Origin of the sequence: Kocuria rhizophila DC2201, from assembly GCF_000010285.1 — a bacterium.
Lineage (GTDB): Bacteria > Actinomycetota > Actinomycetes > Actinomycetales > Micrococcaceae > Kocuria > Kocuria rhizophila_A.
The window spans coordinates 2,161,285-2,181,022 of sequence record NC_010617.1; the positions used below are offsets into that span (position 1 = coordinate 2,161,285).

The window sequence follows — 19,738 nt, forward strand, 5'->3', positions numbered from 1 at the left end:
GTCCCGACGTCGCGCGGCTCCGGGAACGGGTTCCCGGTGGCCCTCGCGCGCTCCCCCGAAGGTCTCAAGATGGCAACGATTGCCCCCGGGTCTTCCTCGGCACAACGCCGTTTTATAACATCGTCGGCAGGTTGTCGCGGCCCAGGCCGCCGCGACGTCCGTCACAGGGGACACAACGGTGCCCCGGACGGGTTTTCCACCGGCCACGGCGGCCGGGGAGCGGGAGACCTGTCCGGGCATCGTCCCTGTCCGGCTCAGCGCGCTGCCGGGCCCTGCGGGTGGTCCGCCATCAGCGCCTCGGCCGCCACCACGTAGTCCTCGACCACCGCGCAGCGGCGCCGGATCGAGTCGAGGGAGGGGTTCGTACTCCGCCCGGAAGCCGGGCTCTCACCCGGCGCGGCGGGTTCCGCGGTCGGGCGGGCCGTCTCGGCCGCCCCGCCCCGCTCGACCGCCCCGCCCCGTTCACCGCCGGGCACTGTCGGGGCAGGTTCCGGGGAGACCGGCCCTGCATCCGACCCCAGGGGCGAGCCCGCGGCCGGTTCCGCGCCCGCGGGAGCCGCGCGGGCGGCGTCATGCCGGGGACACGACGCCGCTGCCGCGCGGGGGACGCCCTGCGCGGCAAAGCGCGCCATCGTCAGGGCCTCGGCGGTCTGGGCCATCGAGTTGCCGGCCCGCGAGAGCTGCCGGTGGACGTCCGAGAGGTAGCCGGACGTGGAATGGGGGATGTCCTGCGTCTGGGAGGGCGCGCGGGTGTGGGCCTCGGTGCACACGGCCCGGACCCGCGGCAGCAGCTCAGCCAGCTCGTTGGCCACGGGCACGGCCGCGGCGCGCAGCTCGGGGTCGCGCACCGACTCGAGGATCTGGTGGTAGCGGTCCAGGCCGCGCTTGAAACGGTCGTGGGCGCGGCGCCACACGCCCTCGCCCAGCTCCCGCTCGTCCCGGCGCGAGGCCCTGTAGTCACCGAAGAAACCCACCGTCATCCCTCTTCCGCATCCGCGTCCCGCACCCTCGGGCAGCGGTTCATGCTACCGCCTCAGCAGCACCGGCCCTCGGGGTGGGCGTCCTGCCAGTCCTGCCAGTCGCGCCAGAACTCGCGTTCCGTCATGGGCGGCTGGTCGCTGCCGCTCGCGCGGTGATACTGCAGGTAGCGCTCGTACCGGTCCGCGCCCAGCACCCCGTTGCCGAAGCGCACCGCCGCCCGGCACCAGCCCGCCGCCCGCGCGAGCAGCGGGGCCGGGCTCGTGCCGGGCATCAGTGGCCCCCGCCCGTGGGGGTGCGCTGCTCGAGGGGCAGCACCTGCCACTGCTTCTCGAGGGCCTTCTCGGAGGGGGTGGCCACCAGGCCCGACGGCGCGTAGAACCGGGACTCCACGAACGGGTCCTCGTTCCCGCCGCGGCCGCGTCCCCGCACCGCCCGGACCGTCTCCAGGGTGGCCATGACCACCACGACGATGGTGAGCACCACGAACAGGATGGACAGGGTGCCCTGCACGAACGTGTTGCGCACCACCGCCTCCATGGCCTCCACGGACTTGGCGGTGCCGAAACTCGTCCTGCCCTGGGCGAGGGCGTCCTTGAACGCCACGTGGTTGGCCCAGTAGCCCACCTTGGGATCCGGGGAGAAGATCTTGAACCACGAGCCGGTCACGGTGACCACCACGTCGAACACGAGCGGAACCAGGATGATCCACAGGTACCGGAAGCGCCCCTGGTTGGCGGCGATGGCGAGGCACACGGCCAGGGCGATCGCCGCGAGCAGCTGGTTGGCGATGCCGAACAGCGGGAAGAACGTGTTGATCCCGCCCAGCGGATCCGTGACTCCCAGGATGAGGATCGAGCCCCAACCCGCCACCATGATCGCGGTGGTGAGCCACGCCCCGGCCCGCCAGTTCACGTCCCGGAACTTGGGGAAGAAGTTGCCCAGGGTGTCCGTGAGCATGAACCGGGCCACGCGGGTGCCCGCGTCCACCGCGGTGAGGATGAACAGCGCCTCGAACATGATGGCGAAGTGGTACCAGAAGCTCATCATGGAGGCCCCGCCGAACCACTGCTGCATGATGTGAGACAGCCCCACGGCCAGGGTGGGGGCGCCGCCGGTGCGGGAGACGATGGTCTCCTCCCCCACGGCGTCCGCGGTGCCCTGCAGCAGCTCGGGGGTCACGTGCACGCCCGAGAGTCCGAGCGAGTTCACGAACGCGGCGGCGCCCTCCACGGTGCCCATGGTGGCCGCCGGGGAGGCGTTCATGGCGAAGTAGATCCCGCGGTCGATCGACACGGCCGCGACGAGCGCCATGATGGCCACGAAGGACTCCATGAGCATGCCGCCGTAGCCGATGAAACGCGCCTGGCGCTCCTTCTCGATCATCTTGGGAGTGGTGCCCGAGGCGATCAGCGCGTGGAACCCGGACAGCGCCCCGCACGCGATGGTCACGAACAGGAACGGGAACAGGGACCCGGTGAAGGCCGGCCCGTCCGTGCGGCTCGCGAACTCGCTGACCGCGGGAACGGTGATCTCGGGGCGCACCACCACGATCGCGGCGGCGAGCAGCACAATGGTGCCCACCTTCATGAACGTGGAGAGGTAGTCGCGCGGGGACAGCAGCAGCCACACCGGCAGCACGGCTGCCACGAAGCCGTAGCCGATCACGCACCACGCGAGCGTGACGCGGTCCAGTGTGAACAGCTGCGCGCCGAGCTCGGTGTCCGCGACCCAGCCGCCGCCCACGATCGCCGCCATGAGCAGCACGAAGCCGATCACGGAGACCTCCATGACCTTCCCCGGGCGCAGGTAGCGCAGGTAAACGCCCATGAACAGGGCGATGGGGATGGTCATGCCCACCGAGAACACGCCCCACGGGGACTCGCCCAGGGCGTTGACGACCACCAGCGCGAGGATCGCCACGATGATCACCATGATGGACAGCGTGGCGATGATCGCGGCGTAGCCGCCCACCACCCCGAGCTCCTCTCGAGCCATCTGACCCAGCGAGCGGCCACCGCGGCGCATCGAGAAGAACAGCACGAGGTAGTCCTGCACCGCCCCGGCGAGGATCACGCCCACGATGATCCAGATGGTCCCGGGCAGGTACCCCATCTGGGCGGCCAGGACGGGACCCACGAGCGGACCCGCCCCGGCGATGGCCGCGAAGTGGTGGCCGTAGAGCACGCGCCGGTCCGTGGGCAGGAAGTCCTTGCCGTTGGCGTGGTACTCCGCCGGGGTGGCCCGCCGGTCGTCCGGACGGGTCAGCTTCATCTCGATGAACTTGGAGTAGAAGCGGTACGCGATGAAGTAGCTGCACACGGCGGCGAACACGAACCAGATGGCGTTGATGGACTCGCCGCGTGCGAACGCGATCATGGCCCAGGCGATCCCGCCCAGCAGGGCCACGGCCACCCACAGGGCGATCCGCAGCGGGGTCCACCGGGTCTGCTCGCGGTCGAGCATCTCGGGATCCACGTGGTTGGGCGGGAGGTCGCTCGGACCTCCTCCGGTGGGGCGGGGTGCCCCCGCGGGCTGACGGTGTGTGGTGCTCATGGGGAAGGCTCCGAAGGTCGTGCCGACACGCTGGGTGCCGCGTGTGATTGCCCGCACGATTGTATGCGAGCCGCGCCACGTGCCCGCCCCGGTGACCCCGCCCGGCGCCGCGGGCGCATCACATGCTCAGCAGCACCTTGCCCACGTGCGAGCCGCTGTCGAAGTACTCGTGGGCCTCGCGGACCTGCTCCAGCGGGAACGTGCGGGACACCAGCGGGCGCACCCGGCCCGCGGCCACGAGCGGCCAGACGTGCTCGCGCACCGCGGCCATGATGGCCGCCTTCTCCGCGGCGGGGCGCGCCCGGAGGGTCGTGCCGATCACCGCCGCGCGCTTCTGGAGCAGCCGCCCCACGTTCAGCTCGCCCGTGGCACCGCCCTGCATGCCGATGATCACGATGCGCCCGTTCGTGGCCACCGCCCGGAGGTTGGGGTCCAGGTACTTCGCGCCCACCACGTCCAGGATCACGTCCGCGCCGCGGCCGTCGGTGAGCTCCTCGACCCGGGCCACGAAGTCCTCGTCCCGGTAGCGGATGGGTGTGGCACCCAGCTCCTCGACCACCCGGGCCTTCTCCTCGCTGCCCACGGTGGCCAGCACGGTCATGCCGAGGGCACGGGCCACCTGGATCGCGTGGGTGCCGATCCCGCCGGCGCCCCCGTGCACGAGCAGCGTCTCGCCCTCGCGTGCCGCGGCGGCCATGAACACGTTGGAGAACACGGTGGCCGCCACCTCGGGCAGTCCCGCGGCCGCCACCGGGTCCACACCCTCGGGCAGCGGGAGCACCTGCTGCCACGGGGCGAGCACCCGCTCGGCGTAGCCGCCCGAGTCCACGAGGGCCACCACGGGATCACCCACGCTCAGTCCGGCGTCGGCCGGGACGTCCTCCCCCAGCTCCAGCACCGTGCCGGAGACCTCCAGCCCGAACACGTCCGTGGCGTCCGGGGGCACGGGGTAGTGGCCCTGGCGCTGCAGGACGTCGGCGCGGTTGAGCCCCGCGGCGGCCACCTCGATCAGCACTCCACCGGCCGTGAGCTCCGGCTCGGGCACCTCGCTCACCGTGAGGACCTCGGGTCCGCCAGATTCCAGGTCGCGCACTGCACGCATGGGACTTCCTTCCACTCGTCGTCTCGTCCCGTCCATCCTCACGCCGCACGGGCCGGGAGCACCAGCGCACGACGCCGCTGTTCCCCCTCCGCGCAACGGCGGCACCCGGGTGCCCGCGACGGCGCGTGACGTGGGCGCGGCACCCCGGTGGGCGGCGTCGTCCCCCGGACCGGGCCCGTGCTGCGGCATTGGCCCGGCGGGCGCGGGCCGTGGAATAATGGCGACTCGTCCGTCGCGGGCGCGAGGCCCGCGACGGACGGAGGGAAGGTTGTCCGAGCGGCCTAAGGAGCTGGTCTTGAAAACCAGTGTGCGGTAACCCCGTACCAAGGGTTCAAATCCCTTACCTTCCGCCCACCACGAAGCCCCTGCCCCCTGGAGTTCCAAGGGGGCAGGGGCTTCATCCGTGTCCGGGGACCGCGGGTCAGAGACCCACGACCTCCCGCAGCTGCGTGCTGATCTGCTGCAGCCGCTGGGCGGCGTCCTCGCGCGGCACGGGATCGCCGTCGAGCACCGGCAGCACGACCTCCAGGTAGCACTTGAGCTTAGGCTCGGTGCCGGAGGGGCGCACGATCACGCGGTCGTCGGCCTCGGTGCGCATGAGGATGCCCTCGGTGGGCAGCATCTCGGGCCCGCCCCTGGCCAGGTCCACGAACTCGGCGATCGGGGACCCCGCGAGCTCCGTGGGCGGGTTCTCCCGCAGCCGCTGCATGCCGCGGGTGATCAGGGAGAGGTCCGCCACGCGGAACGTGAGGGGCGCGGTGGCGTAGAGCCCGTGCATGTGGGCCAGCCGGTCCAGCTCCTGCTGCACGGTGGAGCCGCGCTGCTTGAGCCCGGCCACCAGCGAGGCCACGCGCACCGCGGTGGACACGCCGTCCTTGTCGCGGACGGCGGTGGGATCGGTGCAGTAGCCGATCGCTTCCTCGTAGCCGAAGCGCAGCCCCGGGGTGCGGGCGATCCACTTGAACCCGGTGAGGGTCTGGCGGAAGGAGAGCCCGTGGCGCTCGGCGATCCGTCCGAGCAGCCGGCCCGAGACGATCGAGCACGCCAGGGTGTCCCCGGACCGGTCCGGGTCGGAGGCGGCGTCCTCACCGAGCAGCGCCCCGAGCTCGTCACCGCTGAGGCGGCGCCAGTCCTGGGCGGGATCGCCCGTGCCCGCTCCCGTGGGGATGGCCACGGCGCAGCGGTCCGCGTCCGGGTCCATGGCAATGGCCACGTCGCAGTTCTCGCGAGCGGCGAGTGCCATGAGCAGGTCCATGGCTCCCGGCTCCTCCGGGTTGGGGAACGCCACCGTGGGGAAGTCCGGGTCCGGCTCCGCCTGCTCGGCGACCACCGAGACGTTGCGGAACCCGGCGGCGTCGAGCACGCGCAGGGCGGTGCCGAGCCCCACGCCGTGCATGGGGGTCAGGGCGATGGAGATGTCCTGGGAGGTCTCGGAACCGGCCCGCAGCGAGGAGGCGCGCTGCACGTAGTGCTCGAGCACGGCGTCGTCGGCGGTGCTCACGGCCTCGGGGTCCCGGGGGACCTCGTCCGCGAAGGGCGTGGCCGCGATGCGCTCGGCGATCCGGGCGTCGTCCGGCGGGACGATCTGCACGCCCTTCTCGTCGTCGGTGTCCACGGCGCGGCCGCCGAGGTAGACCTTGTAGCCGTTGTCGGCGGGCGGGTTGTGGGAGGCCGTGACCATCACGCCGGCGTCCGCGCCGAGCTCGCGCACCGCGAACGCCACGAGGGGCGTGGGCAGCTGGGCGGGCAGACGCACGGCGCGGCACCCGGCCGCGGCGAAGACCGCTGCGGCGTCGGCGGCGAAGTCCTCGGAGCCGTGGCGGGCGTCGCAGCCCACCACCACGAGGGGCTCCGGGCCCACGCGGTCCAGCAGGAACGAGGCCAGCCCGGCACTCGCACGGATCACCACGGCACGGTTCATGCGGGACTCCCCCGCACCGACCGCGGCGCGCAGCCCGGCCGTGCCGAAGACCAGCGGGCCCTGGAACCGGGACTCGAGGTCCGCGAGCGCATTCTCGTCCCCGCCCCGGGCCTGCTCCAGCAGGCTGTGGAGCTCGGCGCGCGTGGCGTCGTCGGGATCGTGGTCCAGCCACTGCTGGACGCGGTCGACAAGCTGGATGTTCATCAGGAATCCAGTCCTTCCAGTACCGAACGTGTGCCGGAGAGCCCCAGGCGGGTTGCTCCGGCCTCGACCATGGCGAGCGCGGCCTCCGTGGTGCGGATGCCGCCCGAGGCCTTCACCCCGAGGCGATCCCCGACGGTCTGCGCCATGAGGCGCACGGCCTCTACACTCGCGCCACCGGCGGGGTGGAAGCCCGTGGAGGTCTTCACGAAGTCCGCTCCGGCGACCTCCGCCGCCTGGCACGCGGCGACGATCTGCTCGTCGCTCAGCGCGGCGGACTCGATGATGACCTTCAGGACGGTGGGCTCGGGGCACGCGGCACGAACGGCCTCGATGTCCTCGCGCACACCGTCCCAGTCCCCGTCCATCGCGAGGCCGAGGTTGATGACCATGTCCACCTCGTCCGCGCCCTGGGCCACGGAGTCCGCGGCCTCCACTGCCTTGACCTCGGAGGGGTGCGCCCCGGACGGGAAGCCGCACACGGTGGCGAGCTTCACGCCCTCGGGCAGCTCCACGTCCAGGCGGGACGGCGAGACGCAGATGGAGTAGGTGCCCAGTTCCCCGGCCTCGCGGGCCAGCTCCGCCACCTGCTCCGCGGTGGACTCGGGCTTGAGCAGGGTGTGGTCGACCATGGCGGCGAGCTCTGCGCGGGTGATCATGTGGTTCTCCTTGGTGGTTCGTGGGGCTGCCGCACGGTGGGCGGCAGCGGTCGTGGGGTACGCCGTACGCACGGCGGGGCGGGGAGCGCGCTCAGGCGATCCGGTCGATCACCACGTCCTCGCGGGCGCCGGTGCCCTCCGCGGCGTCGGGATCGATGGTGGCGCCCCCGGACAGGGACTCCAGGGCGCGCTCGAAGCGCTCGGGGGTGTCCGTGTGCAGGGTGAACAGCTTCTGCCCCCTGGTGACGCGCTCACCGGGCACCGCGTGGATCTCCACACCGGCGCCGGCCTGCACGGGATCGCCCTGCCGGGCACGGCCGGCACCGAGGCGCCACGACGCCACACCCACGGACATCGCGTCCATCTCGGTGAGCACGCCGTCCGTCTCGGCCAGCACGTCCTGCGTGTGCTTCGCCTCCGGCAGCGGGGCCTCGGGGTCACCGCCCTGCGCGGCCACCATGGCCTTCCAGGCGTCCATGGCGCGCCCGTCCTGCAGCGCGGCCTCGACGTCCGCATCCTTCACACCGGCCGCGGCGAGCATCTCCCGCGCGAGCGCCACGGTCAGGCGCACGACGTCGCTCGGCCCGCCCCCGGCGAGCACCTCCACCGACTCGCGCACCTCCAGGGCGTTGCCCACGGTGCGCCCGAGCGGGCGGGACATGTCCGTGAGCAGCGCGACGGTGTCCACCCCGTGGTCCTTGCCGAGGTCCACCATGGTGCGCGCGAGCTCCCGGGCGTCCTGCTCGGACTTCATGAACGCGCCCGGGCCGGTCTTGACGTCCAGCACCAGGGCGCCGGTGCCCTCGGCGATCTTCTTGGACATGATGGAGGACGCGATCAGCGGGATGCACTCGACCGTGGAGGTGGTGTCACGCAGCGCGTAGAGCTTCTTGTCCGCCGGTGCCAGGCCGCTGCCCGCGGCGCAGATCACCGCACCCACGGTGTCCAGGATCTCCATCATGCGCTCGTTGGAAAGGTCCGCGCGCCACCCCGGGATGGCCTCCATCTTGTCCAGGGTGCCGCCCGTGTGGCCCAGGCCGCGGCCCGAGAGCTGCGGCACGGCCACCCCGAAGCTCGCGACCAGCGGGGCGAGCGGGAGGGTGATCTTGTCCCCCACGCCACCCGTGGAGTGCTTGTCCGCGGTGGGCCGGGAGAGGGCCTTGAAGTTCATGCGCTCGCCGGAGTCGATCATGGCCTGCGTCCAGCGGGAGATCTCGGTACGGTCCATCCCGTTGAGGAAGATGGCCATGGCCAGGGCGGACATCTGCTCGTCCGCCACCACGCCGCGCGTGTAGGCGTCGATCACCCAGTCGATGGCCTCGGGGGACAGGGTCCCGCGGTCCCTCTTCATGCGGATGACGTCAACGGCGTCGAACGCTTCGACCATCGTGTTCACTCCCTCGTTCAGATGCGGCGCCGTGCTGGTGCGGGTGCGCGCCCGCGACACGACTCACCGTCAATCCTATGCGCGGTTTCGGAAAATCTGGCAACTATAGTTTTGACAAATGTTCGCACCGCGGCAGAGCCGCCGCGGTGCCGTGAATCGAAAGCTGGGGTCACCGTGGACCGTTTCCAGGGCCTGATCGGGATCTTCCTGATCCTGGGCATCATCGTTCTCCTCTCCCGTCAGCGCAGCGCCATCAAGTGGCGCACCCTCGCCGTGGGGCTGGCCCTGCAGGTGGGCGTGGCGCTGCTGATCCTCAAGTGGGGCCCGGGCTTCGAGGCCCTGAAGTGGTTCTCCGACCTGGTGCAGGGCCTCATCGGCTTCACCAACGAGGGCACCACGTTCGTCTTCGGCCCGCTCATGGACGAGAAGAACGGCTTCGTCTTCGCGCTCAACGTGCTGCCGGTGATCATCTTCCTGGGCGCGCTCATCAGCGCGCTGTACTACCTGAGGATCATCCAGGTGTTCGTGCACGTGCTGGGCACCGTGCTGAACAAGATCATGGGCACGTCCAAGATCGAGTCTGTGTTCGCCTCCACCGTGATCTTCCTGGGCCAGAGCGAGGCGCCCCTGATGATCAAGCCGTACCTGAGCAAGCTCACGCGCTCCGAGCTGTTCGCGTGCATGACCGGCGGTTTCGCCGCCGCCGCGGGCTCCACCCTGGTGGGCTACTCCCTGCTGGGCGCCCCGCTGCCCTACCTGCTCGCGGCATCGGTCATGAACGCCCCCGGCTCCCTGCTGGTGGCCAAGGCCCTGATGCCGGAGACCGAGAAGTCCGTGGCGTCCGTGAACGCCCTCAAAGTGCGGGACACCGAGTCCAAGAACCTCATCGACGCGATCGGCACGGGTGCCCTCAACGGTGGGCGGATCGCCGTGATCGTGGGCTGCCTGCTGATCGCGTTCATCGCCCTGATCGCCCTGGTCTCCTCCGTGCTCGGGTGGGCCGGCTCGCTGTTCGGCTTCGAGGGGTGGTCCCTGGAGGGTCTGTTCGGCATCATCTTCGCGCCGCTCGCGTGGGCCATCGGCGTGCCGTGGCAGGACGCCGCGCAGGTGGGCAACTTCATCGGCCAGAAGACCATCCTCAACGAGTTCGTGGGCTACACCTCGTTCGGTCCCGCGATCCCCAGCATGGATCCCCAGTCCGTGCTGATCACCACGTTCGCCCTGGCCGGCTTCGCCAACCTCTCCTCGATCGCCATCCAGATCGGCTCCATCGGCGGGCTCGCCCCGGACCGTCGCGGGGACGTGGCCAAGATGGGCCTGTTCGCGCTGTTCGGCGGCTTCCTCACCAACATGCTCAACGCCGCGCTCGTCGGCGTGATCATGGGCCTCTAGCGTGGCCTCGCGCGTGACGAGAGGGTGCGCCGCATGCGGCTGAGCGCCCGGGACGCGCAGTCCCTGGAGGTGGCCCGGCTGTACTACCAGCGCGGCCTCGCGCAGGCGGACGTGGCCCGGCAGCTGTCGATCTCCCGCCCCACGGTCTCCAAGCTGCTGCAGCACGCGAAGGACCGCGGCTTCGTGAGCATCGAGATCCGCGATCCGCGTGCTGTCTCCTCGGACGTGGGGCGGGAGCTGTGCCTGCGCTTCGGGCTCACCCAGGCGCGCGTGGTGGCCGCCGCGGACACCGACGACGAGCTGCTGCACGAGCTCGGCGGCATGGGCGCCCAGGTGCTCGAGGAGAACGTGGCGGACGGGGACCTCGTGGGCATCACGTGGGGGCGCACGATGCGCGCCGTGGCGCAGGCCCTCACCCCGCAGCCGCGCAGCGGGGTGCACATGGTGCAGCTCAAGGGTGGTAGCGGCCTCACCTCACCCCTGGCGGGCCACCACGAGACGGTGCGGCTGCTGTGCGCCGCGTTCGGCGCCTACCCGCACACCCTGCCCCTGCCCGTGCTCTTCGACAGCCCCGAGGTCAAGCGCGTGGTGGAGCAGGACCGCCACATCAGGTATGTGCTGGACCTGGGCCGCAGCGCACGGACCGCCCTGTTCACGGTGGGCTCGGTGGCCGAGGACTCCCCCGTGCTCGTGCGGGACTATCTCACGGCCCGCGAGCGCGAGGCCGTGGCCCGCAGCGCGGTGGGCGACCTGTGCTCCCACTTCATCGACGCCCACGGCGCCCCGGCCGTGCCCGCCCTGGACGAGCGCACCGTGTCCCTGCCTCTGGACGAGCTGCGGCAGAAGGAGATCCGGATCTGCGTGGCCGGCGGCACCGCCAAGGTGCCAGTGCTGCGCGCGGCCCTGCAGGCCGGCTACGTCTCCCACCTGGTCACGGACGAGCGCACCGCACGCGCCGTGCTGGGCTGAGCACCCGGGCCCAGGACGACGCCGCCCGCGCCCCCGGGTGCCCGGCTCACGGCTGCGCGCCGGCGAGGACGTCCTGCGCGATCTGGTCCGCGTCCGCGATCGTGCGCGCCCCGAGGTGCGCCGGGGACTCCGCCTCGGCCGCGATGGCCACCCCCCACTGCACCGAGGACAGCTGCAGGCCGATCACGTAGATCCCCTGCTCCGCGTGGTCCTTGGCACCCACGGCGCGGTAGACGAAGGCCCGCGAGGCGGCGTCATCGTCCCTGGCGCCGCGCGCCCGCTGCGCGCTGACGTCCAGACCGGTGCTGGTCTCCGGGCTCGCGCCGTCGTGGGTCTCCATGAGCTTGGCGCGCACCAGGCCGCGCTCGTGCATGTGGCTGAGCAGCGGGGAGATGTTGCGGTGGACGTCGTTGGTGGGAGACATGGCCTCGATGAGCCACCGCGAGCGCCACGGGGCGTCCTCCACCCACGGGGACGCCGCCACGAAGCAGCCCTCCGAGCGGTCCACCACGAAGCGGGGCTCCGGGCCCAGGAAGCGGACCACGCCCGCGCGGGTGAGTGCCGCGAGCTGCTGGATCCGCAGCACGGGCGGGCCGGAAGCGAGGCCCTCCACGAGGGGTTCGAACTGGCGGCGCAGCTCGTGCACCCAGGAGGAGTCGGAGATCCCGATCTCGGCGAGCACGCACTTGAGCACGGTGCGCGCGGCGTTGAGGGAGGCGATCGCCATCTTGACGGGATCGTCCTCGCCGCGCAGCGAGCCGCGCACGTCCCGGTCCAGGTAGTGCACGACCGCGGCGGCGTACTCGTCGTGGCTGGCGAAGCTCACGTCCTCGAACGGGCGGGCCAGTCGGGCCTGCTGCAGCTGGCGGCCCGGGACCACGCTGTCCGAGATCAGGGCGTCGCTGCGGTGGGCCCAGTTGGGCTCGGCGGTGTCCCGCAGGATCGCGTCGAGGCGCCGCAGGAACCGGGAGGGGTCGTCCTGGAAGGCCTCCGGCGTGGTGCGCGCGAGCACCGAGTAGTAGTTCCAGATCACGTCCTTGCGGATCAGCGGCCACAGCTGCCGCTCGAAGGACAGCGTCCCGGGCGATGCGGCGGCCAGCTCCTGGACGGCCTCCAGAGTGAAGAAGCGGGTCTCCAGGGACTCGGCGTAGTACCCGCGCAGCACGGGCTTGGCCCGGTAGGGGGTGCCGCGCCGGGACCCCGCCACGATCTTCGGCTCCCGCCCCGAGGGCCGGTACACGAGCCGCCCGGTGTTCTCCGGATCCTCCTCGAACGTGCCGCCGCGGCCCTCGGTGAGCCGGGCCAGGGCGTCGCAGAAGTTCAGGCCCATCCCGCGCACCAGCACGGTCTCCCCGCTCGGCAGCTCGGACCAGGAGGCGTCCGCCGGCACCGTGGGCGGCCAGTACGTGAGCCCGTACTCGGCCGCGCCGTCCACGAGGTCCTTCTGGGAGGGACGCAGGTGGGCGTCCAGGTGCCCGAGCGCGAGCACCACCGCGTCCGCGGGCAGCACCAGACCGCCCGCGAGCTCCACCCCGTAGCGGTGCCGGCCGTCCGCGCGCACCCACGCGTCCACGGCCTCGCCCCGGTGGATCTCCAGGTGCACCGTGTCCGGGAGGTTCTCCCGCAGCGTGGCGAACACCCACTCCAGGTAGCGCCCGTAGACCGCGCGCGGCGGGTAGCCCTGCGGCGTCAGCTCGGCCAGGGCGTGCAGCTGCTGCTGCGTCAGCGCGGTCACCGGGGTGATCTCCCCGGCGACGACGCCGCGGCGCCACCGCTCGAAGCTCATGCCCCGCAGCGGGGCCACCGCGGGCACCTGCAGCGCGTCCGGGGCCGCGAGGACCGTGGGGAACAGGGAGGGGGTGTTCATGAGGAACACGTCCGACTGGTCGGTGCGCCACACGTGGCCCGGGCCCGGGGGGAAGGGGTCCACCAGGTCGATGTGCACGCGCGCCCCCGTGTGCGCGGACCTGGCCACGAGCCGCTCCACGACCGACAGACCCCGGGGACCCGCCCCCACCACCACCACGCGCTGCTGAATCACCATGCCTGCCAGGATATCCAGCGCCGGGCCGCGCCCCGGTCAGGAGCGCACCGGGCACGTCCGGTGCGGTGGGGAGCATCCGCCGAACGGGGCGCCGCCGTGTCGAGCGGTGCTCAGCGCACCGGGGTCCGGACCACCTTCCCCGTGGCGCGGGTCCAGGTGTAGCGCGTGAGGCTGCCCGTGCTCACGTGACGGAACTGCTGGTAGGCACCGTTGGCCGTGCGCACCTCGGGGGACGTGGGGTAGCCGGTCCCGGACTCGTGGCCGTCGCCGGCCCACTGCTTGCCGATCGCAGAGGACTCCACCACCGGCTGCGCACCGGTGGCGCTGCTCCAGATGAGCTTGGTGCTTCGGCCCGTGGCGGGGTGCACGAAGTTCTGGTAGGCGCCACCCGTGGCGGTCGGCAGCTCGTCCCTCGACGGCAGCCCGAGGGCGGCAGGCCCACCCAGCTGCGCGTACCGGGACCCGATGCCCTTCCACGTCTCCACGCGGTGCGCATCCGTGGCCGGGGACCAGTAGATCTTCGTGGTCCGCCCGTCCTTCACGAAGGTCTGGACCACCCCTCCCACACCCGTGCTCTGCTCCCAGGTGGTGGGAGCACCCATGGCACCCGCACCGCCGTGGGCGTTGTAGTAGGTGGCGATCGCACCGCGCACCGTGGGCTTGGCCCGAGGCACGGCGCGGGCCGCCGCGGCCGCGTCCACCTTGCGGTAGCCGCTCACGTTCGTCCCGGTGTTGCGCAGCGTGGTGCGGATCGCCTCGACACCCAGGCCCGGGTTGCGCTCCTTCATCAGCGCGATCGTCCCGGCCACGTGGGGCGCGGCCATGGACGTCCCGCTGAGGTCACCGTAGGAGGGCCTGCCGATCGAGTACGTGCCCGTGTTGACCGTGGACCAGATGGGCGAGGCGGCGTCCCCGCCGGGGGCCACTACGTCCAGCATGGGCCCCCAGTTGGAGTAGCCGGTGAGCTGGTTGCGGTAGCTGGTGGCGCCCACCACGATGGCGCCCGGGCAGTTGGCGGGCGAGGCCAGGTTCGCGCTCTTGGCGGCGTTGCCCGCGGCGACCACGAGCGGCACGTTGACCGCGTGCATCCGGTCGATGGCCCGCTGCATCACCGCCGGGCAGCTGCCCGCGTCCCACGCCTCGGAGAGGTTGACCACCGCGGCGGGATTCCGGTTCACCGGGACCCCGGGAACGGGGATCCCCGCGGACCACATCACACCGTCCGCGATGTCAGAGACGTAGCCGCGGCCGTCCGCCCCGAGCACGCGCGCGTGCTGGATCCTCGCGTCGGGGGCCACACCGGCAATTCCCATCCTGTTGTTCGTCTGCGCCGCCGCAATGCCCGCCACGTGCGATCCGTGCCACCAGGACGGCCGCCCCGGGCTCCAGTCCCCCTGGTCCTGGGGATTGGGGTCCCGCCCGTCACCGTCCCGGGAGTGGTAGGTGTCCGAGAGGAAGTCGTAGCCGGGAACCGCCTTCGCGTTGAGATCCGGGTGGTTGATCTGGCCGGTGTCCGCGATGCCGATCACGGTGCCCTGCCCGGTGGCCTGGCTCCAGGCCCCCGGCACCCCGATGTTGCGCGGGCCCCACTGGTAGTTCCAGTTCGTGTCGTTCGGGGGCCTGGCAGGAGTCGCCGCGAGCGCCCCCACCACGATCTGGTCGGGTTCCGCGGACTCCACGGCGGGGTCGGCCTCGATGGCGGCCACCACTTCCCGCTGCTCGGCGGGCGAGAGCATCTTCTCGCTCTCCACGACGGTCTCGCCGGTGCCCGTGGTCCGCACGACGTCCGGTGCCCTGAGCTGCGTGCTCCGCTGCGCGCCGTCGAGCACGGCGTCCATGCCGGCCGCCGAGACACGGTCCTTGAACGTCACGAGGATCCTGTCGGTTTCCGGCAGCACCCTGCCCTGGGCGTCCGCCCCGCGACCCAGGGACGCCACTCCGCCCTCGGTGGCCGGCTGCGACTGGGCCAGCTGCTCTGGCGACGCCGCTGCGTCCGGTGGCGCGGCCACAGCGGGTCCCGCGGCGGCCACCAGCACGACCGATAGTCCAGCGGTGATCCACGTCCGTGCCCGTGCTGCACCCATGCCAGCGTCTCCCGTTCCGGCACGGGCCCGGAGGACGCACACCGGGGTCGGCTGCGGGTGGGCGCCGTGCTGCTCCGGAGTGTATCCATGCAGACGGACGCACAGTGGATCCGAGCGTCACCGCGTGATTGTGACGTCATCTGCCCGGACACGAACGACGCCGCCCGGGTGAACCGGGCGGCGTCGTCGTTCATGCGGTGCGGAGACGGGGGGATTTGAACCCCCGGCCCGGGGTTAATCCGAGCCCTTCATTAGCAGTGAAGTCCATTCGGCCGCTCTGGCACGTCTCCGTGTGTTCTGCAGTGTCCAACCCTGATGGGACGGACTCAAAACAACACCTGTCAGCCTATCGGGCCGGTGCGTGAACGGTCAAAGCCACGCCCCGGGCGCCAACGGGGCGTGTGGACCGATGATTCCCGCCCTGCCGGACAGGGCCCGGACATCGACGGTGAAAGAGCATTCTGGTGAAGGAGAGCGCGCCCGGGCCAGCGCGCCCCCACCGGAACGTGGTAGTCATGGTTGCGCAGTGCCGTTCACCTGCTTCCAGCCCGAAAGGACACCGCCCCGTGCGTTCCCTCGTCGTCACCGCCTGGTTCCCCGATACGCAAACCCCCAGCAGGACCCCGTTCGTACTGGAGCACTGCCGGTCCCTCCAGGAAGCAGGGCACGACGTCGCAGTGGTGCATGTGGTCATCGGACGCCTCAGCGGGCCCACCACACAGGAGGTGTACGAGGGCGTCCCCGTGACCAGGGTGCCCCTTAACGTCGTGGATCCTCGCAGCTACGCCGAGGTCGCGGCGACCATTGCGGCTGGTCTCCGGCGTGCGGACGTGCTGCACACCATGGCGTTCTCCGCCGTGCTCTTCGCCGCGGCACCGTGGCTCCTGCGTCGCAAGCCGTGGGTGCACACCGAGCACTGGAACGGTGTGGTCAATCCGGCCAGCGTGGGGCCCTGGTGGCAGCGCCTGGCATGGCTGCGGCACGCACTGAAACTGCCCCACGCCGTGACCGGGGTGACGGACGAGCTGTGCCGGGAAATGGCTCGGTTCTCACGGCCGGGTGCCACCCATGTGATTCCCTGCGTCGTGGAGAATCCTCATCCCGCCGCCCCGTTCCCGGCTGCTCCACCTCTGCGACTCGTGGGCGTGGGGGCACTGATCGAGCGCAAGCAACCCGTCTTGGCGCTGGAAACCATTGCAGAGCTGGTGCGGCGGGGAGTGGACGTGCACTACACGCTGATCGGCAACGGTCCTCTCATGGAGACACTGCAGGTCATGGCCCGCACTCTGGGCATCGCGGACCGCGTGGAGCTCACGGGGCCGATTTCCCCGACAGAGATCGCCGAACGCCTCGCTGCCGCCCACGTGTTCTTCCTGCCCAGCTCGCAGGAGAACTTCTTCACGGCAGTCGCGGAGGCCATCGCGGCAGGACGCCCTGCTGCCGTCCCCCTGAGTGGGGGGTTCGACGACTACTGCACGGCCGCCAACTCGGTCCTCACGGACACCTGGGACGTCCCGGCCCTTGCCGACGCCGTGCAGCTCGCCTGGGACCGGTTCCACGACGCCGACCCGGCAGCTATCGCGAGCACCGTGCGATCGCGGTTCTCCCGCGCCGAGGTGGGCGCCCAGTTCTCACGGCTCTACCGGAGCGTGGCCCACCGGATCCGCTGACCGCCCCCAGTCGATACACTCCATCGCGTGACCTCTTCCCCCGCTCCCAGCTCTCCCGTGCGCAGATGGCGGGGCATTCTCTTCCCGCCGCCCAACCACGAGAACAGGGACAACCCGATCGGGTCCTCGTTCGCGCTGACGGTGGTGGCGGTCTTCGTACAGGGGCTGTCCCGCTTCGGCTACAGCCTGCTGATCGGCAACATCCTGGGCAGTGAGGTCCTCGGCCAGGTCAATCTGGCGATCTCCCTGGCCCTGTTCCTCGTCCTGCTGTGGCCACAGGCCTCGGGAAACGCCGCGTCCAAATTCATCGCCATGGCGCGCGGTCAGCAGCACCGGGACGAGCAGCTCTCCGTGGCGGTGTACACCTCCCGCTCTGCGGCCCTGGCCACCGTGATCCTGTCCGTGGGCGCGGTGGTGGCCGCAACCGCCTTCCTGCACCTGCCGGTGAGCTACGCGCTCTCAGCCGGTCTGCTGGTGGTGGCGCTGTCCGCGTACAACTTCGTGCGCGGGGTCCGGACTGGCAACAACCAGTTCGTGACCACCGCAGTGTGGGACTGCATCAGTTCCGGCGTCACCCTGACCCTGCTGCTCATCGTGATCCTGGGCGGTTTCACCCCGCTGCTGCTCCTGCCGTTGAGCGTGGGCTATCTGCTGTACGCGGTTCCCGGCTGGCCACGCGCCTCCGGCGGGCCGCTGCCCGCAGGACTCAAGCGGGAGATCAATGCCTTCACAGCATGGGCGGCCGTCAACATTCTCACCGCGTCCGGTCTGCTCCAACTGTCCATGATGCTCGGCAAGCACTATGACACACCTGAGGCCGTGGGTCAGTACTCTGCCGCGGTCAGCATTGCCACGCCGGCAAGCATGCTGTCCTCCTCCATGCTCGTGGCGCTGGCTCCCGCGGTGGCTCGCATGTTCACAGCAGGGGACCACGAGGGCATGCGACGTCAGCTCGACTCGGTCCTCCGGATCATGGTCCTGGTGTTCCTTCCCGTGTTCGGCATCGGCATTCTCTGGGCGCAGCCCATCATCCACCTCCTCTACAACGCCCGCGCGGAGGAGTTCACGCAGGCCGCCCCTCTCCTGGTCGTCCTGTTCTTCGCGGTGTCCGCCACGAGCTTCAACGCCTCCAACTCCCGGCTCAACGGGGGTGAGAACTGGGGTGTCCGCGCGCTGGCGGCATGCAACGCCGTGGGTCTTCTCCTGGGTGTTGGCACGATCGTGTGGTGGGGTCCCCGGTTGGGGATCATGGCTGCGGCCCTGGGATATCTCGTGGGGTGCCTCGTCAGCTCCCTGGGACCGCTGGTGATCGTGTGGATCCACGACCGCATGGCCTGGCGCGGGCTCATGCTCCGCGTGGTGGCGGGCTACACGGTGGTGCTGGCCTGCCTCTGGTGGATCACGACCACACCCGGAATCGTTGCCACGATCCTGGCAACCGTGGCCTTCCTGATCGTGTGGTGCCTCATCTCGTGGCGAGACCTCGCACCCCGGGTGGGCGAGCTGCGACGCCGGCTGAACCGCAGCTGACCCCCGACCGGGATCCCGCGGCGGGGATCAGCCCCTGCGTCGCGGGGCTCGCAGGCCGAGCTTGTAGCGGATCGTCTGCAACCCACTCGCCCCTATCACTCGCAGGGGACTCTGCCGGTCGAGGAGCCAGCGCGGATCTGTCGTGAGCAGCGCGCCCGGTGTCACGAAACGACGTCGCGCCGCAAGAGCGGCCTCCACCTCAGCCCCCGCCACGGGCCGTTGCAGAAGATCGAGGACACGGCGGTCCAGGCGTGACAACCGGTCCGCCACGTGCGGCGCGTGCGCCAGTAGTTCTCCGGTCACGGCCCGAGCCTCTGCAGCATGCTCCGTGTCCCACACTCCGCCCGCCGCCAGGCCGTGCACGGCTGGGAAGAAGTTCACTCGGATGTACTTGAGGATGTGCGACGCTCTCAGCTCGCCCGGGGTTTTGGCGAACCAGGCGTGGGCCGTCAGATCCACGGCCGCTGCGACCTCCTCCCGCAGGGGGAGGGGTTGCTGCGACACCCGAACGTCCGCGTCGCCGTGGACCAGGTAGCCCGGGAGGCCGGGCGCGTAGTCAATGCGTGAACACCCTGTGTAGAGGGCCATGACGAACGACTGGTCCTCGCCCGTACGCACTGCCTCGTCGAAAGTGGCTCCGCTCCTGTGAACAGCGGCCATCCGCACGAGCCCGAAAGCGGAACTGCGGTACCCCAGCCTGTCCTTCACCGGGTCCAGCCGGGCGGAGCGGAAGGGCCGGGTGATGGGTGTGATGTCCACCCGCCCGGAGTCGTGGTGCTGGAACGGGATCACCAGATCGCTGCCCCGGCGTTCGCCGATGCCCAGCCATCGCGTGACAGAACCGGGATCCAGGGTGTCATCGCTGTCCAGGAAAGAGATGTAGCGGGCGGTGCACCGCCGCAGCGCCTCGTTGCGGGGCACGGCCGCCGTGGTGCCCCGGTCCTCGCACTCGATTACCGAGACCGCTGCGCGCTGGTCCTCGGTCAGCATCCCGCGGGCCTGCTCCACGGACAGGTGGTGCGCCACGACCGTCACACGGCACTGACCCGGCCCGGCGCCCGGGCCCGCGAGCAACGCTGACGCCACCGCCCTCGACAGGGGGCGTGCAAGGGAGTGCACAGGGATGACGATCTCCACGAGCGGTGCATCGACGGGGTTGACCATGCCGTCAGGATAGGCCAGGGAGACGGGCACGACCTGAGTGACGGGCCGGGCGGGCACGTCCGATATCCCTCCACCGCCCCG

The 19,738-nt window shown here is 71.1% G+C and carries 14 protein-coding genes and 2 tRNA genes; 5 read left to right on the plus strand and 11 right to left on the minus strand.

Annotation, left to right across the window (positions count from 1 at the left end):
- Positions 1–254: 254 nt before the first annotated feature.
- The 4 genes from KRH_RS12895 to KRH_RS09325 form a co-directional block, all read right to left on the minus strand.
- Complete coding sequence (locus tag KRH_RS12895) at positions 255–980, minus strand: hypothetical protein (protein WP_012398953.1); 726 nt, start codon at positions 978–980, stop codon at positions 255–257.
- 53 nt (positions 981–1,033) lie between these two features.
- Positions 1,034–1,252: a YbdD/YjiX family protein gene (locus KRH_RS09315; protein WP_012398954.1), complete on the minus strand. Its 219-nt coding sequence runs from the start codon at positions 1,250–1,252 to the stop codon at positions 1,034–1,036.
- Positions 1,252–3,534 (minus strand): carbon starvation CstA family protein, encoded by a 2,283-nt coding sequence (locus KRH_RS09320; protein WP_012398955.1) that lies wholly within the window; start codon positions 3,532–3,534, stop codon positions 1,252–1,254. Before KRH_RS09320 ends, KRH_RS09315 begins: the two co-directional genes overlap by 1 nt.
- Before the next feature lie 118 nt (positions 3,535–3,652).
- On the minus strand, positions 3,653–4,636 hold the full coding sequence (locus KRH_RS09325; protein WP_012398956.1) for an NAD(P)H-quinone oxidoreductase: 984 nt from the start codon (positions 4,634–4,636) through the stop codon (positions 3,653–3,655).
- Between the two features lie 262 nt (positions 4,637–4,898).
- On the opposite strand from KRH_RS09325, the gene KRH_RS09330 reads away from it, so the two are divergent.
- A tRNA-Ser gene (locus KRH_RS09330) sits at positions 4,899–4,986 on the plus strand.
- A 71-nt stretch (positions 4,987–5,057) separates the two neighbouring features.
- On the opposite strand, the gene KRH_RS09335 is transcribed toward KRH_RS09330, so the two are convergent.
- The 3 genes from KRH_RS09335 to KRH_RS09345 all read right to left on the minus strand — a co-directional run bounded on the left by KRH_RS09335 (position 5,058) and on the right by KRH_RS09345 (position 8,804).
- Positions 5,058–6,761, minus strand: a complete 1,704-nt coding sequence (locus tag KRH_RS09335; RefSeq protein ID WP_012398957.1) for a phospho-sugar mutase — start codon at positions 6,759–6,761, stop codon at positions 5,058–5,060.
- Positions 6,761–7,417 carry a deoxyribose-phosphate aldolase gene (deoC, locus tag KRH_RS09340; RefSeq protein WP_012398958.1) on the minus strand — a complete coding sequence of 219 codons (657 nt, stop codon included), beginning with the start codon at positions 7,415–7,417 and terminating at the stop codon, positions 6,761–6,763. Before deoC ends, KRH_RS09335 begins: the two co-directional genes overlap by 1 nt.
- Before the next feature lie 91 nt (positions 7,418–7,508).
- A complete protein-coding gene (locus KRH_RS09345; protein ID WP_012398959.1) occupies positions 7,509–8,804 on the minus strand; it encodes a thymidine phosphorylase in 1,296 nt (431 codons plus the stop codon).
- Between the two features lie 174 nt (positions 8,805–8,978).
- Here KRH_RS09345 and KRH_RS09350 point away from each other — a divergent pair, with 174 nt between their 5' ends.
- Together KRH_RS09350 and KRH_RS09355 are read left to right on the plus strand one after the other, a co-directional pair.
- Positions 8,979–10,196: a NupC/NupG family nucleoside CNT transporter gene (locus KRH_RS09350; protein ID WP_041297408.1), complete on the plus strand. Its 1,218-nt coding sequence runs from the start codon at positions 8,979–8,981 to the stop codon at positions 10,194–10,196.
- Positions 10,197–10,229: 33 nt separating this feature from the next.
- Positions 10,230–11,165: a sugar-binding transcriptional regulator gene (locus tag KRH_RS09355; protein ID WP_012398961.1), complete on the plus strand. Its 936-nt coding sequence runs from the start codon at positions 10,230–10,232 to the stop codon at positions 11,163–11,165.
- A 46-nt stretch (positions 11,166–11,211) separates the two neighbouring features.
- On the opposite strand, the gene KRH_RS09360 is transcribed toward KRH_RS09355, so the two are convergent.
- The 3 genes from KRH_RS09360 to KRH_RS09370 form a co-directional block, all read right to left on the minus strand.
- Positions 11,212–13,209 carry an FAD/NAD(P)-binding protein gene (locus KRH_RS09360; protein WP_012398962.1) on the minus strand — a complete coding sequence of 666 codons (1,998 nt, stop codon included), beginning with the start codon at positions 13,207–13,209 and terminating at the stop codon, positions 11,212–11,214.
- A gap of 110 nt (positions 13,210–13,319) precedes the next feature.
- The gene (locus KRH_RS09365; RefSeq protein WP_226905842.1) at positions 13,320–15,245 is read right to left on the minus strand and encodes a S8 family serine peptidase; all 1,926 of its coding nucleotides are present in this window, start codon (positions 15,243–15,245) and stop codon (positions 13,320–13,322) included.
- A 248-nt stretch (positions 15,246–15,493) separates the two neighbouring features.
- Positions 15,494–15,583, minus strand: a tRNA-Ser gene (locus KRH_RS09370).
- Positions 15,584–15,859: 276 nt separating this feature from the next.
- On the opposite strand from KRH_RS09370, the gene KRH_RS09375 reads away from it, so the two are divergent.
- On the plus strand, positions 15,860–16,963 hold the full coding sequence (locus tag KRH_RS09375) for a glycosyltransferase (protein ID WP_041297409.1): 1,104 nt from the start codon (positions 15,860–15,862) through the stop codon (positions 16,961–16,963).
- A gap of 27 nt (positions 16,964–16,990) precedes the next feature.
- Positions 16,991–18,493 carry a lipopolysaccharide biosynthesis protein gene (locus KRH_RS09380; protein ID WP_226905841.1) on the plus strand — a complete coding sequence of 501 codons (1,503 nt, stop codon included), beginning with the start codon at positions 16,991–16,993 and terminating at the stop codon, positions 18,491–18,493.
- 27 nt (positions 18,494–18,520) lie between these two features.
- Here KRH_RS09380 and KRH_RS09385 read toward each other — a convergent pair whose 3' ends face one another.
- Positions 18,521–19,714 (minus strand): glycosyltransferase, encoded by a 1,194-nt coding sequence (locus KRH_RS09385; RefSeq protein WP_226905840.1) that lies wholly within the window; start codon positions 19,712–19,714, stop codon positions 18,521–18,523.
- Positions 19,715–19,738: the final 24 nt, after the last annotated feature.